The sequence below is a fragment of the Nocardioides xinjiangensis genome, from assembly GCF_017916455.1.
GTDB classification, from domain to species: domain Bacteria; phylum Actinomycetota; class Actinomycetes; order Propionibacteriales; family Nocardioidaceae; genus Nocardioides; species Nocardioides xinjiangensis.
Genome location: NZ_JAFMSY010000001.1, coordinates 353834 through 367875 on the forward strand (window position 1 = coordinate 353834; position 14042 = coordinate 367875).

General features: G+C 69.9%; 12 protein-coding genes. 7 read left to right on the forward strand and 5 right to left on the reverse strand.

The window, feature by feature from the left end; genetic code table 11:
* Positions 1 to 21 precede the first annotated feature (21 nt).
* A complete protein-coding gene (locus J3P38_RS01710; protein WP_210502499.1) occupies positions 22 to 1812 on the forward strand; it encodes a DEDD exonuclease domain-containing protein in 1791 nt (596 codons plus the stop codon).
* A 7-nt stretch (positions 1813 to 1819) separates the two neighbouring features.
* On the opposite strand, the gene J3P38_RS01715 is transcribed toward J3P38_RS01710, so the two are convergent.
* The gene (locus J3P38_RS01715; RefSeq protein WP_210502500.1) at positions 1820 to 2098 is read right to left on the reverse strand and encodes an Lrp/AsnC family transcriptional regulator; all 279 of its coding nucleotides are present in this window, start codon (positions 2096 to 2098) and stop codon (positions 1820 to 1822) included.
* 156 nt (positions 2099 to 2254) lie between these two features.
* On the opposite strand from J3P38_RS01715, the gene J3P38_RS01720 reads away from it, so the two are divergent.
* Positions 2255 to 5119 (forward strand): Ig-like domain-containing protein, encoded by a 2865-nt coding sequence (locus J3P38_RS01720; protein ID WP_210502501.1) that lies wholly within the window; start codon positions 2255 to 2257, stop codon positions 5117 to 5119.
* A gap of 46 nt (positions 5120 to 5165) precedes the next feature.
* Positions 5166 to 5792: a YgjV family protein gene (locus tag J3P38_RS01725; protein ID WP_210502502.1), complete on the forward strand. Its 627-nt coding sequence runs from the start codon at positions 5166 to 5168 to the stop codon at positions 5790 to 5792.
* 8 nt (positions 5793 to 5800) lie between these two features.
* Here J3P38_RS01725 and trpD read toward each other — a convergent pair whose 3' ends face one another.
* The 3 genes from trpD to J3P38_RS01740 are packed head-to-tail and all read right to left on the reverse strand — an operon-like array spanning position 5801 to position 8260.
* Positions 5801 to 6829, reverse strand: coding sequence for an anthranilate phosphoribosyltransferase (gene trpD, locus J3P38_RS01730; protein ID WP_210502503.1), 1029 nt, complete (start codon positions 6827 to 6829; stop codon positions 5801 to 5803).
* Between the two features lie 42 nt (positions 6830 to 6871).
* On the reverse strand, positions 6872 to 7288 hold the full coding sequence (locus J3P38_RS01735; protein WP_307807644.1) for an Rv3143 family two-component system response regulator: 417 nt from the start codon (positions 7286 to 7288) through the stop codon (positions 6872 to 6874).
* A gap of 48 nt (positions 7289 to 7336) precedes the next feature.
* Positions 7337 to 8260: a cytochrome c oxidase assembly protein gene (locus J3P38_RS01740; RefSeq protein ID WP_307807645.1), complete on the reverse strand. Its 924-nt coding sequence runs from the start codon at positions 8258 to 8260 to the stop codon at positions 7337 to 7339.
* Between the two features lie 74 nt (positions 8261 to 8334).
* Between J3P38_RS01740 and ctaE the strand changes: the two genes are divergently transcribed.
* From ctaE to qcrB, 4 genes are read left to right on the forward strand one after another with little or no spacing between them, the layout of a single operon-like run.
* Complete coding sequence (gene ctaE, locus J3P38_RS01745) at positions 8335 to 8973, forward strand: aa3-type cytochrome oxidase subunit III (RefSeq protein WP_210438163.1); 639 nt, start codon at positions 8335 to 8337, stop codon at positions 8971 to 8973.
* Positions 8974 to 9018: 45 nt separating this feature from the next.
* A complete protein-coding gene (gene qcrC / locus J3P38_RS01750; protein WP_455430089.1) occupies positions 9019 to 9891 on the forward strand; it encodes a cytochrome bc1 complex diheme cytochrome c subunit in 873 nt (290 codons plus the stop codon).
* Positions 9888 to 11042: a cytochrome bc1 complex Rieske iron-sulfur subunit gene (qcrA, locus tag J3P38_RS01755; protein ID WP_307807646.1), complete on the forward strand. Its 1155-nt coding sequence runs from the start codon at positions 9888 to 9890 to the stop codon at positions 11040 to 11042. Before qcrC ends, qcrA begins: the two co-directional genes overlap by 4 nt.
* Complete coding sequence (gene qcrB, locus J3P38_RS01760; RefSeq protein ID WP_210438164.1) at positions 11020 to 12786, forward strand: cytochrome bc1 complex cytochrome b subunit; 1767 nt, start codon at positions 11020 to 11022, stop codon at positions 12784 to 12786. Before qcrA ends, qcrB begins: the two co-directional genes overlap by 23 nt.
* A gap of 80 nt (positions 12787 to 12866) precedes the next feature.
* Here qcrB and J3P38_RS01765 read toward each other — a convergent pair whose 3' ends face one another.
* On the reverse strand, positions 12867 to 14030 hold the full coding sequence (locus J3P38_RS01765) for an RtcB family protein (protein ID WP_210438165.1): 1164 nt from the start codon (positions 14028 to 14030) through the stop codon (positions 12867 to 12869).
* Positions 14031 to 14042: the final 12 nt, after the last annotated feature.

Here is a 14042-nt window from a genome sequence, read left to right on the forward strand (position 1 = left end):
CCACGTCTAGCGTCGTCGGACATGAGCACCACCGCCCACCGACCAGCGCGCGGGACGTCCCGCTGGGAGGCCCAGCGCAGCTTCGACGAGCTGGGGCGGCCGCTGCGCGACCTCACCTTCTGCGTGGTGGACCTCGAGACGACGGGCGGATCGGCGCAGGGCGGGTCGATGATCACCGAGATCGGCGCGGTGAAGGTGCGCGGGGGCAAGGTGCTCGGTGAGTTCCAGACGCTCGTCAACCCGCACACCGAGATCCCGCCGTTCATCGCGGTGCTCACCGGCATCAGCAACTCGATGGTCCACGACGCACCGCCGATCGAGTCGGCCCTCCCGGCCTTCCTGGAGTTCGCCGCGGGCTGCGTGCTGGTCGCCCACAATGCGCCCTTCGATGTCGGGTTCCTCCAGCACTTCGCCCGTGAGCAGGGTCGCCCGTGGCCCCGGTTCGAGGTCCTCGACACCGCCAAGCTGGCCCGCCGCGTGATCACCCGTGACGACGCGCCCAACTGCAAGCTCGCCACGCTGGCCCGCGTCTTCAGCTCCGCGACCACCCCCGACCACCGCGCGCTGACCGACGCGCGCGCGACCGTCGACGTCCTCCACGGCCTGATGGAGCGGCTGGGCGGCCTGGGCGTGCACACGCTCGAGGAGCTGCAGACCTTTTCCGCGCGCGTCAGCACCGCCCAGCGGCGCAAGCGCCACCTCGCGGAGGGACTTCCGCACGCGCCGGGCGTCTACCTCTTCCGCGACGACCGCTCGCGCGTGCTCTACGTCGGCACCTCCCGCGACCTGCGCACCCGCGTGCGGACCTACTTCACCGCCTCGGAGACCCGCTCGCGGATGGGCGAGATGGTCGGACTGGCCAGCTCGGTCACCGGCATCGAGTGCGCGACCCCGCTCGAGGCGGAGGTGCGCGAGCTGCGGCTGATCGCCGAGCACAAGCCCAAGTACAACCGGCGCTCCCGGTTCCCCGAGAAGGTCCACTTCCTCAAGCTCACGCGGGAGGCCTGGCCCCGCCTGTCGCTCGTGCGCACCGTGCTCGACGACGATGCCGACTACCTCGGGCCCTTCTCGTCGAGGAAGACCGCGGAGAAGTGCTTGGCCGCGCTCCACGAGACCTTCCCGGTCCGGCAGTGCAGCGGCCGCCTCCCCCGGGTCCCGTCGGGCTCCGCTTGCGCGCTGGCCGAGATGGATCGCTGCCTCGCACCGTGCGACGGCTCGACCGACGCCTCCACCTATGCCGCCGTCGTGCGCCAGCTGCGCGACACGCTGCTGCGCAGCCCGCAGGAGGTGGTTGAGACGATCAACCGGCGGATGACCGCCCTGGCCGACCGGGAGCGCTTCGAGGAGGCGGGTGTCCACCGCGACCGGCTCGCCACCTTCGTCCGGGCCGCGGCCCGCACCCAGCGCCTCTCGGCGCTCACCCGCTGCCGGGAGATCGTCGCCGCACGGCGCGAGGACGACGGCCGGTGGTCGGTGCACGTGGTGCGCCACGGCCGGCTGGCCGCGGCAGGCGTCATCCCTCCCGGGGCGGACGCCCACCAGTACGTCCGCGAGCTCACCGCCGCCGCCGAGACCGTCGCCGGTGCCCCCGGCCCGGTCCCGGCCGCCACCGCCGAGGAGTCGGAGAAGATCCTGCGCTGGCTGGAGTCACCCGGCGTGCGCCTGGTCGACGTCGAGGGCGAGTGGACCTGCCCGCTGGGCGGCGCGGCGCGGCACCTCGCCGTCTACGACGCGGTGAACCAGTCCCGGCTCTCCCTGGTCCCCTTCGACGAGCACCGGCTGCCCTCCCCGGTGCACCGGCCGGTGCGGTGAAGGTCCCTCAGTCGAGGCCGATGCTGAACGCCGACTCCAGGTCGTGCTGGGAGTAGGTGCGGAAGGCGATGTGCGTTTCGGTCTCGGTGACGCCCGCCACCTTGTTCAGCCGGTCCGCCACCACCGATGCGACCTCCTCGTGCTCGCGCACCCGCACCAGCGCGATCAGGTCGATCTGGCCGGTCACCGAGTAGACCTCGCTGACCCCGTCGAGCGACGCGATCGCCTCGGCGACCTCGGGGATGCGCGCGACGTCGGCCTTGACGAAGACGATGGCGGTGATCATGACGTCACCGTAGCGCTCCGGGCCGGCTCCACCACCTCGTGACCGATCGGGCGCACCTCCTGGTCATTTCTGACCAAGCGGGGCCATTTCGGCACGGTGGGCGGGCTGCAGGCCATACCGTGGCGCGTCTGCGTCACACACGAGGGGACCGTCCGGATGTCACACACTGTTACTCGTATCGGGGTCGCCAGCGCGCTGGCTCTGGTCGTCACGACAATGACCGCGCCGGCGGCCGGCGCTGCCGTCGCTGCACCGTCCGGTCTGTCCGCCGGCCCAGAGGGAGCAAGCATCCCGGCACTGGCCTGGTCGCCCGTCGCCGGAGCGACCAGCTACCAGGTGCAGGTCGACAACGACAGCAGGTTCGGCTCGCCCGAGCTCAACCTCAGCACGGTGAACTATCGCGCGACTCCTACGACTGCACTCCGGTCCGGCACCCAGTTCTGGCGCGTGCGCGCCGTTAAGGGCACCGATACCTCACCCTGGCGCGAGGGCAACCCGATCGCTGTATCGCCAGTGAACGTGCCGGTTCCGGTGTCCCCCCCGCCGGGCGCCGACCTGGCGCAGCCGAGCAGCCCGCCGCTGCTTCAATGGCACGGCAGTCCCGGCGCCACGTCGTACACGGTCGAGGTGGACGGTGATTCGGACTTCGTCGGGTCGAAGTCCTACTCCACGAAGTCCACAAGCTTGGTAGTGCCTGACCCGCTCTTTGCGGGCGACTGGTTCTGGCGCGTCACCGCAGTCAAGAGATCGGGCCTGGTGTCACTGCCATCGCAGGCGATCACCTTCAACGTGCTCCCTCTGGCCCAGCCCGTTCTGATCCACCCGGCGGACAGCGTGGAGACCAAGGTCGGGGACGTGGTTGTGGACTGGGCCCCCGTCCCTGGCGCTCGGTCGTATGACGTGCAGATCTCCGACGGCCCGACCTTCGACCCGGCGACGACGACGTCGGCGACCGGCGTGCAGAGCACTCGCTACTCCCCCAGGACCACGCTCAACAACGACCAGTTCTGGTGGCGCGTGCGCGCCGTGGACCTCAACGGTCAGGCGACCGAGTGGTCCACCACCAACTTCGGATTCAACCGCGTGTGGGAGGACCAGGTGCAGCCTGTCTACCCGACGGGTTCGCCCAGGCTCCCACCCACGCTTAACGAGACGCAACAGAAGTACCAGTGGACGCCGGTGCCAAAGGCCACCAGCTACCAGCTGTGGGTGGGGAACAACGAGAACTTCTCGCCCGGGACCTTCACCATCTGTGAGGTCGTGGGTACCACATATGCGCCGAGGAGCTCCAGCGACTGCGGTTATCGTTCGTCGCCGGCCGTGACCTACTGGAAGGTGCGCCCGCTGGACAAGCCGTACGACCGCGACGGGCTGCCAGGACAGCTTTTCTCCCCGACTCAAGCATTCGTGTGGAGCGGCCCAGCACCCAACTCAGCGTTCGTCGACTTCGACGTGACTGGACTCAAGGTCTCCGTCAACGCCAACGGGTCCGGCTGCTCAACTGCGATCTGCGACGGCTTGCCTTCCAACCCGGTGCTGTCCTGGGATCCCAAGCCGGGCATCAGCAGGTACTTGGTTTACATCGGCCAGGACAGCAAGTTCACCACTTCTGTCTTGGCTTCGAGGAGCGTGCCGATCAGCACCAGCAACACGATGTTGACCCTCGAGGTGGGCGACCAGATGTCATCGCTTCCCGACAGCTCCGCCGGGCAGGCCTATCACTGGCACGTCCGCGCCTGTAGGACAACGTCCGACTGCGGTCCCGACCCCCTGTCGTCCGCCGTCCCGTTGCACACCAAGTCGTTCCGCAAGGTGTCACCACCGGTGACGTTCGACACCGTTCCGTACCCCGACACCGGGTCCGGCACTGAGGTCACCTTCAACTGGGACGACTACCACGCGGACAACCAAGCCATGGCCTGGCTCGGCGAGAAGTCCAACCAGTCCGCCAAGACCTACCGAATCCAGGTGGACAACGAGCCGTCGTTCCAGGCCCCACTTCTGGACGACCAAGTTGTCGACCAGACGACCTACACCGCGGTCGACCGGCTGTACCCGGAGGGCACCCTCTTCTGGCGCGTGCAGGCGCGGGATGACGAGGACAACGGGCTCACTTGGTCGGCCGTCCAAAGCCTCGTCAAGGCCAGCCCGCCGGTGCAGCCGGAGTCCCCGGACAACCGCGCGACCACTTCCGGGACGGTGCCACTCCGGTGGGCACCCCAGGCGTTCGCTGCCAGCTACACCGTTGAGGTCTACAAGAACAACGATCGGTCGTTCTCAGCTGCGAACCGCCTGTTCGCAGCCACCGTCAAGACACCCGCATACGCGTGGACCGAGCCGATCCCCGCAGACCCCACGCCCTACGTCTGGCGGGTGCGACGAACCGACGCGGACGGAAATCCTGGCCCGTGGTCTGCCCCCTCCCAGTTCACGTCGTTGGGCGCAGCACCCGTCCTCACGTCCCCCGCCAACGGATCCTGGCAGCCGGGTGCGGGCACCTTGTTCGCCTGGACCGACGTTCCCGGTGCGGGGAGCTACTCCCTCACCGCAACGAGCGGCAGTGGATCCCGCCTGGCGAGCGTCACGACGACCGGCAACGCCTATGCCACCACGAAGGCGATCCCCACCGGCAGCTACACCTGGAACGTCACTGCACTGGACGCAGCCGGCAGGACGCTGGGGACCAGCGCCACTGGGAGCTTCCGGGTCGACGGGACCGCTCCGAGGGTGACGTCGATGAGGCCGTCCGGCTCCAGCAAGCCGTCGTCGGTCTTCGTCGTGAAATTCAGTGAGCGCGTCACAGGCGTCAGTGGCAAGACGATCAAGCTGTACCTGAAAGGCAAGAAGAAGCCGCTCAAGGCGAGGGTGGTAGTCAAGGCGGGACTCAAGGCGACGATCAAACCGAAGACCAAGCTCCGGAACGGCAAGACCTATTCCCTCAAGTTCGCCGAGACCAGGATCAGGGACGAGGCCGGCAACGCCCTCGTCAAGCCGGGCCAGTGGACGGTGAAGGTCAAGTAGCTCGAGATGGCTGTGGCCCGGCCACGGTGGGGGATAGTCTCCCGCCGTGACCTGGCTCGCCGACCACTGGCTCGACCTCCTCGGGTGGGGCGGCAGCGCCCTCCTGGTCTACTCCCTGCTCCAGGCCAGCGTGCTGCGGCTGCGCGTGCTCAACGCGGTCGCGTGCGTCATCCTGATCGTGTTCAACGCGATGCTGTCGGTGTGGCCGATGGTCGGCATGAACGTCGTGCTGGTCGCGATCAACGCCTGGTTCATCGTGCGGCTGCTCCGCGAGCGCCACGACGACTCGGTCTTCGAGGTGCTCGAGGTGGGTCCCGCCGACGAGTACCTCCGGCACACCCTGCGCGTGCACGGCGCCGACATCCTGCGCTTCAACCCGGACTTCGTGCACGACCCGGCGGGCACGCACGACGCGTTCCTCGTGCAGAAGGGCGACGAGACCGTCGGCGTGGTGCTGCTGCACACGGAAGGCGACACCGCCGAGGTGCTCCTCGACTACGTCACCCCCCGCTACCGGGACTTCTCGCCCGGCGAGTTCGTTTGGCGACGCAGCAGCCTCCTCGGCGACCGGGGCATCCGGCGGGTGATCACCCCGCCCGGGATGGTGGGCGCCTACTACGACCGGCTCGGCTTCCGTCGCGAGGGCGAGTCCTACGTCCTCGAGGTCGCCTGACCGTCGGCTCAGGCCGAGCTGGCCGCCACCCACCGCTCGAGCACGGCGGCGGCGGCGCCGGAGTCGATCGACTCCTCCGCCCGCGCGAGCCCCACGGCCAGCGCGACGTCGACGTCGTCCTGAGGCGCACCGTGGACCGCGAGCGCGGCCCCGGCGTTGAGCACGACGGCGTCGCGGACCGGCCCCGTCTCGCCGGCCAGCACGTGACGTACGACGTCGGCGTTGTGCGACGCGTCCCCCCCGCGGAGGTCCTCGGTGGTCGCGCGGGCGAGGCCGAGCGACGCCGGGTCCACCGTGTGCTCCGTGACGTCGCCGCCGTAGACGCGCCACACGGTGGACGTGGTCGTCGTGGTCAGCTCGTCGAGGCCGTCGTCACCGCGGAAGACCCACGCGTCGACGCCGCGCTGGGCGAGCACGCCGGCCATGACCGGGGCCATCCGGGCGTCGGCGCAGCCGATGGCCTGCGCCTGCGGGCGGGCCGGGTTGGTCAGCGGACCGAGGACGTTGAACGTCGTGGCGATGCCGAGCTCGCGGCGCGGCACCGCCGCGTGACGCATCGCGGGGTGGAAGGCGGCGGAGAAGCAGAAGGTGATCCCGGCCTCCTCGGCGACCTGCGCGACGTGCGCCGGCGCGAGGTCGAGGCGGATGCCCAGCGCCTCCAGCACGTCCGCGGAGCCGGACTGCGAGGAGGCCGAGCGGTTGCCGTGCTTGACCACCCGGGCGCCCGCGCCCGCGGCGACGATCGCGGACATCGTGGAGATGTTGACCGACATCGAGCGGTCCCCACCGGTGCCCACGACGTCCAGCAGCCGTCCCGGGACGGAGATCGGGTTCGCTGCGGCCAGCATGGCCGCCGCGATGCCGGACACCTCCTCGACCGTCTCGCCCTTGGCGCGCAGGGCCACGACGAAGCCGGCGAGCTGGACGGGGGTCGCCGCACCGGCGAACACCTCGTCCATCGCCCATCGCGCCTGCTCGGTCGTCAGGTCGCGCCCGGCGACCAGCGTGGAGAGGACGTCGGGCCAGGTGTGGGACATGGGGTCAGGCTAGTGGCGCGGCGGCTGACCGCCCGCGGGGTGTCAGCTCGTGGCGGGGACCGTCGGGCGCAGCAGCGCGACGACCGCCTCGGCGAGCTGGATCGGGTCGATCGGGTGCGGGACCGCGGCCTCGGCGCGCGACCAGGTGGCGAGCCAGGCGTCCTGCGGCCGGCCGGTGAGCACGACGACCGGCGGGCACTTGTAGATCTCGTCCTTGAGCTGCTTGGCGATGCCCATGCCGCCGGCAGGGACCGCCTCGCCGTCGAGGATCGCGAGGCCGATGTCCCCGCGGTCCATGTTCTGCAGGACGACGGGCTCCGTGGCGACCTCGACGTACTGGAGCTCCGGGAGGTCGGGGTGCGGACGGCGACCGAGCGCGAGGATGACCTGCTGACGGGTGTTCACGTCGTCGCTGTAGACGAGGACCTTGATCGGACGGTCTGCGGGGGCGTCAGTCACGAAGGGCATCGTAACCGTGGTCACCCCGCGGCCGCTGCGAGGCACACGTCACACCCGCGACCGCCGCTCCGCGAGGTCGAGCCGCCGGTCCTCGCGCGCCGCCTCCTTCATCGAGGAGCGCACCCACTGGGTGAACAGGACGCCGAAGAACAGCACGCCGATCAGGTCGCCGCTGGCCCAGAGGATCCCGCCGGCCAGGTGCTGGTCCTCCAGCGCCGGGGGGAGCCACGCGCCCATCGGGCCCTCGCGGAGGGCGAGGTAGTGCTCGCCGCCGATGAGCGTGGTCTGCCCCATGATCGTGACGCCGAGGAACGCGTGGAACGGCAGCGTCATCAGCGTCAGCAGCACGCGGAAGGGGTGCCCGACCCGGCCGGGGACCGGGTCGATGCCCATGAGGGGCCAGAAGAACAGCGTGCCGACGAGCACCAGGTGGACGTGCATGACCTGGTGGACGTACGCCGAGCCGAGGCTGGCGTCGTACCACGGGGTGAAGTAGAGCGCCCAGGGCGAGGCGACGTAGAGCACGAAGGCCAACGGGGCGAAGGCCAGCACGGTGGCCACCCGTGAATGGACGACGGCGAGCAGCCACCGGCGCGGCGCCGGCGGCAGCGTGCGCAGGGCCAGGGTGACCGGCGCCCCGAGCGCCAGCGCGAGCGGCACGACCATCGACAGCAGCATGTGCTGGACCATGTGCACGCTCAGCAGCGTGGTGTCGTAGCGCCCCAGCCCGCTCATCGTGGCGAAGGCGAAGGAACCCATCCCGAGTCCCACGAAGGACAGCGTCCGGCCGACCGGCCAGCGGTCGCCCCGGCGGCGCAGCGTCGCGACGCCGAGGGCGTAGAGCCCGACCGCCCACACCGTCACCACGAACGGGATCGGGTCGATGCCCCAGTCGGTCAGAAGCCGGCCCAGGGTGAACCTCGGGAGGGTCTCCGCAGCGTCCTGGGAGGCGGCGGACAGGGGGATGAGCACCCTGTGAACTTTATGACGCCGCCCGAGAGGGGGTCGGGGTGCCCTCCGCTTCCGGCAGCAGCCATAATGAGGACGTGGCGACAGCAACCGCGATTCCGGCATCCCGTCTGCACGGGCACCACGACCGACCGAGCATGGTCAGCGTGGGCACGATCATCTGGCTCTCCAGCGAGCTGATGTTCTTCGCGGCGCTGTTCGCGGCCTACTTCACCATCCGTGCGGTGAGCCCCGAGCTGTGGGCGCAGGAGACGGCGCTGCTCAACGTCCCCTTCGCCACCGCGAACACCGCGATCCTGGTCGCGTCGTCGTTCACCTGCCAGTGGGGCGTCTTCGCCGCGGAGCGCGGCCAGGTCGGTCGCACCGGCTCGCTGCTCAACTTCACCAAGTGGGGCCTGCGCGAGTGGTTCATCCTCACCTACGTCATGGGCGCGATCTTCATCGGCGGCCAGGCGCTGGAGTACGCCGAGCTGGTCCACGAGGGCATGACCATGTCGAGCTCCGCCTACGGCTCGATGTTCTACCTGACCACCGGCTTCCACGGCCTGCACGTGACCGGCGGCCTGATCGCCTTCCTCTTCGTCCTGGGCCGCACCTACCTGGCCCGGCGCTTCACCCACGAGCAAGCCGTGACCGCGATCGTCGTGTCCTACTACTGGCACTTCGTCGACGTGGTGTGGATCGGTCTGTTCTTCACGATCTACGTCATCAAGTAAGCACCCAGACAGCCAACACCGTCGCAACCGGCAAGGACACAAACAGTGCGTCTGCTCAACCGAACCGCTGGTCGCCTCTCCCGGCACCGTCGGGGACCGCTCGCGGGTCTCGTCGTGCTCCTGATGGGGCTGCTGCTCAGCGGCTCCCTCTACGCGGCCTTCTCCCCTGCCCAGGCTGACACCCAGCCGAGCGAGACCGAGCAGGTCGCCAAGGGCAAGGAGCTCTTCCTCGCCAGCTGCTCGTTCTGCCACGGCAAGAACGGCGAGGGCATCCCGACGGTGCGCGAGGGCTACCAGGTCGGCCCGTCGCTCGTGGGCGTCGGCGCCGCCGCGGTCGACTTCCAGGTCGGCACCGGACGCATGCCGATGGTGCGGCCCAGCCAGCAGGCGCCGCGCAAGCCGGTCGTGTTCAGCCAGGAGGAGATCGACGCCCTCGCCGCCTACGTGGCCTCCCTCGGTCCCGGCCCGGCGATCCCCGACGAGTCGGACTACTCCATCGAGGGCCTCTCGGAGGAGGAGCGCGAGGAGGCGATCTCCCGCGGTGGCCAGATCTTCCTGACCAACTGCACCGCCTGCCACAACTTCAACGGCGCCGGGGGCGCGATGCCGCGCGGCGGCTACGCCCCGGACCTGCACGACGTGGACGGGCGCTACATCTACGAGGCGCTGCTGACCGGGCCGCAGCAGATGCCCAACTTCAGCAACGGCAACCTCACTCCCGAGGAGAAGCGCGACGTCATCGCCTACCTCTACAGCATCCGTGAGACCCCCGAGTACGCCGGCTTCTCGCTCGGCGGCCTGGGCCCGGTGTCGGAGGGCCTGTACGCGTGGATCGTCGGCATCGGTGGACTGGTCGTGGCCGCGGTGTGGATCGCCTCGCACACGACCCGGAGCAAGAAGACCAAGGTGAACGCGTGACCAACCAGACGCCCCCGCCGGACAACGCCGACGACGGCACGCCGGCAGAGTACGCCGGCTCGACGGCGGCGACGACCTCGTCCGCGGCCATCGACCCGCACGTCTCGACCCACCGGGCCGAGCCGATCCCCGACCCGGGCTTGCCGGAGCACACGTGGCGCCCGACGGACGTCGACCCCCGCGCGGAGAAGCGCGCCGAGCGGCAGGTCGCCGCGATGTTCGGCGCCGCCATGCTCTGCTCGGTGCTCTTCGTCGTCGCCTACTTCACCTTCGACATCGGCGACAACTGGGACACCGTCGCCGGGCTCGGCGCCTCGACGGTCACCCTCGGCCTGACCCTGGGCATGGCGCTGCTGCTCATCGGCATCGGCATCATCCACTGGGCCCGCAAGCTGATGTCCGACCACGAGCTGGTCGAGATGCGGCACCCGGCGGCCTCGCCCCCCGAGGACCGCGAGGCGACCGTCGCGGCCCTCAACGCCGGCCTCGATGAGTCCGGCATCGGCCGCCGGCCGCTCATCCGCAACACCATGATCGGCGCCGTCGGCTTCCTGGGACTGCCGGCCGTGGTCGCCCTGCGCGACCTGGCCCCCGGCGACGTCCTTGACATCGACAGGCTGGCCCACACGATCTGGGAGCCGGGCATGCGCCTGGTGCGCGACGTCGTCGGCACCCCGATCCTCGCGAGCGAGATGGAGATGGGCGACCTCATCAACGCCGCCCCCGAGGCGCTGTTCCCCTCCGAGGAGAACGGCTACCCCGAGCTCCACGGCGTGGAGGAGCAGGTCGAGAAGGCCAAGGGCGCGATCATCATCGTCCGCATGAACCCCGACGACATCACGCCCGCCGAGGGCCGGGAGAAGTGGACCGTCGACGGCATCATCTGCTACTCGAAGATCTGCACCCACGTCGGTTGCCCGATCTCCCTCTACGAGCGCACCACCCACCACGTGCTGTGCCCGTGCCACCAGTCGACCTTCGACCTCGCGGACTCCGCCAAGGTCGTCTTCGGTCCGGCTGCCCGCCCCCTCCCCCAGCTGCCGCTGGCGGTGGACGAGGAGGGGTACCTCGTCGCACAGAGCGACTTCACCGAGCCCATCGGGGCTAGCTACTGGGAGCGTGAGAAGCATGAGCAGCAGCTCCAGGATTGACACGAGCAAGGTCGCGACGACGAACGGCACCACCGCCGCGACCGCGTCGAAGCCGGGTCGCGCGGGCTCCCTGGCCTCGTGGGCCGACGAGCGCCTCGGCCTGGGCACGGCGATGAAGAAGAACCTCCGCAAGGTCTTCCCCGACCACTGGTCGTTCATGCTCGGCGAGATCGCGCTGTGGAGCTTCGTCGTGCTGCTCCTCACCGGCGTGTTCCTCACGCTCTGGTTCAACCCGTCGATGGGGCACGTGACCTACGAGGGCTCCTACGACCAGCTGCGCGGCATCGGCATGTCGGAGTCGATGGCCTCCACGCTGCACATCTCCTTCGACGTGCGCGGCGGCCTGCTGATGCGCCAGATGCACCACTGGGCCGCGATGATCTTCATCGCGTCGATGATGGTGCACCTGCTGCGCGTGTACTTCACCGGTGCGCACCGCAAGCCGCGCGAGCTCAACTGGGTGATCGGCTGCCTCCTGCTGCTCCTCGGCACCCTCGAGGGCTTCACCGGCTACTCGCTGCCCGACGACCTGCTCTCGGGCACCGGCGTCCGCGCCGCGGACGGGTTCCTGAAGGCCACGCCGGTGGTGGGCACCTACATGTCGTTCATGCTGTTCGGCGGCGAGTTCCCGGGCGAGGCGGTCATCCCGCGCCTCTACATCATCCACGTGCTGCTGATCCCCGGCATCCTGCTGGCGCTCATCGCCGCCCACATGCTGCTGCTCGTCTACCACAAGCACACGCAGTGGCCCGGCCCCGGCCGCACCGAGCAGAACGTCGTCGGCTTCCCGATGCTGCCCGTGTACGCCGCCAAGGCCGGCGGGTTCTTCTTCATGGTCTTCGGCGTCATCGCCATCATGGGCGGCCTGCTGACGATCAACCCCGTGTGGAAGTTCGGCCCCTACGACCCGACCAAGGTGACGGCCGGCTCGCAGCCCGACTGGTACATGGGCTGGCCCGACGGCCTGCTGCGGATCATCCCGAGCAACTGGGAGACGGTGCTCTTCGGCTACACGATCTCGTGGAACGTGATGATCCCGATCCTGATCGTCCCGCCGCTCATGCTCGTCCTGCTGATGCTGCTGCCCTTCATCGAGGGATGGATCACCGGTGACAAGCGCGAGCACCACCTGCTCCAGCGCCCGCGCAACGCCCCGACGCGCACCGCCGTCATGGTCGCCCTGATGACCTTCTACGGCCTCGCCTGGGCGGCCGGCGGCAACGACATCATCGCGATCAAGCTCGACCTGAGCATCAACCAGATCACGTACTTCATGCGGGTGGCCATCTTCCTCGGCCCGGTGCTCGCGTTCTGGATCACCCGGCGCTGGTGCATCTCGCTGCAGCGCCACGACAACGAGAAGCTGCTCCACGGCTACGAGACGGGCATCATCACCCGCTCCCCCGACGGGCAGTACTCCGAGCGGCACCTGCCGATCAGCGGCACGGCTGCCTACACGCTCACCGCGCGCGACCGCGACGAGGTGCTCTCCGTGGACGGCGGCCGCGACGCAGCCGGCGTCCCGGCGCCGAACTCGCGCTCGGAGAAGGTGCGGGCCAAGCTCTCGTCGTGGATGTTCAGCCACAACGTGCAGAAGCCCACGGCCGGTGAGCTCGAGGAGGCGCACCACCACGCGCAGCACGAGGCGGAGCTGCAGTCGGGGCTCGACCAGCCGGTCGACGGTCACCAGTTCGACGACCACCGCCAGCGCGACGCCGACCAGGTGCCGCTGCGCGACCACTGATCCGCCAGCACCACGCGAGAGGGCCCGCCGGGATTCGTCCCGGCGGGCCCTCCGCTCGTCCGGGCGGGGCCGGTCCGGGCTCAGTCGCCCTTGACGTTGACGAGCTGTCGGAGCACGTGGCGCACCTCGACGAGGTCGGCCGCGTCGGCCATCACCTGGTCGATGTCCTTGTACGCAGCGGGGATCTCGTCGACGAACGCGTCGGTGTCGCGGTACTCGATCCCCGCCATGGCGGCACGCAGGTCGTCGGCGGTGAACGTCCTCCTCGCCCGGGTCCGCGAGTACGCCCGCCCGGCGCCGTGCGGCGCGGAGTTCAGCGACTCCCGCAGCCCCTTGCCCACGACGACGTACGACGCGGTGCCCATCGACCCCGGGATCAGCCCCGGGCGGCCCGCCTCGGCGTTGATGGCGCCCTTCCGGGAGAGCCACACGTCGCGGCCGTAGTGGTGCTCCAGCTCGGTGTAGTTGTGGTGGCAGTTGATCTCCTCGACGCGCTCGACGTCGCCGTCGACCCACTCGGCGAGCTCGCGCACCACCCGGTCCATCATCTCCTCGCGGTTGAGCAGCGCGTAGGTCTGCGCCCACCGCATCTCGCGCAGGTAGGCGTCGAACTGCTCGGTGCCCTCGGCGAGGTGGGCGAGGTCCCGGTCGGGCAGGTCCATGTCGGCGCAGAGCTCGCGAGCGACCGCGATGTGCTCCTGCGCGATGCGGTTGCCGACACCGCGGGAGCCGGAGTGCAGGAACAGCCACACTCCCCCGCTCTCGTCGGTGGTCACCTCGATGAAGTGGTTGCCCGACCCCAGGGTGCCCAGCTGCAGCTCCCAGCGCGCGGCGTACGCCGCCGGGTCGAAGCCCGCGTCCTCCGCGAGCCCGCGGAGCCGCTCGAGCCGCTGCTCGGTGTGCTCGCGGTCGACCGTGCGGTTCGCCGCACCGGCGCTGAGCGGCACCGCCCTCTCGATCGCCTCACGCAGCCGCCGACGATCGCGCGGCAGCTCCTCGGCGCGGTACTGGGTGCGCACCGCGATCATGCCGCAGCCGATGTCCACGCCCACGGCAGCCGGGATGATCGCCCCGAGGGTCGGGATGACCGATCCCACGGTGGCGCCGAGGCCGAGGTGCGCATCGGGCATCAGCGCGACGTGGGGGTGGATGAACGGCATGCTCGCCGCCCGCTCCGCCTGGGCGCGGGTGGTGTCCTCGAGCAGGGACGCCCAGCTGACGAGCGTCGGGCTGAGCTCCTCCATGGTCCGGCGCCC

Bases quoted from the DNA above. Each gene is read 5' to 3' on its own strand.
- J3P38_RS01715 (WP_210502500.1), bottom strand. From the start codon at position 2,098: ATGATCACCGCCATCGTCTTCGTCAAGGCCGACGTCGCGCGCATCCCC.
- J3P38_RS01720 (WP_210502501.1), top strand. From the start codon at position 2,255: ATGTCACACACTGTTACTCGTATCGGGGTCGCCAGCGCGCTGGCTCTG.
- J3P38_RS01765 (WP_210438165.1), bottom strand. From the start codon at position 14,030: ATGGAGGAGCTCAGCCCGACGCTCGTCAGCTGGGCGTCCCTGCTCGAG.
- qcrB (WP_210438164.1), top strand. From the start codon at position 11,020: ATGAGCAGCAGCTCCAGGATTGACACGAGCAAGGTCGCGACGACGAAC.
- J3P38_RS01710 (WP_210502499.1), top strand. From the start codon at position 22: ATGAGCACCACCGCCCACCGACCAGCGCGCGGGACGTCCCGCTGGGAG.
- trpD (WP_210502503.1), bottom strand. From the start codon at position 6,829: ATGTCCCACACCTGGCCCGACGTCCTCTCCACGCTGGTCGCCGGGCGC.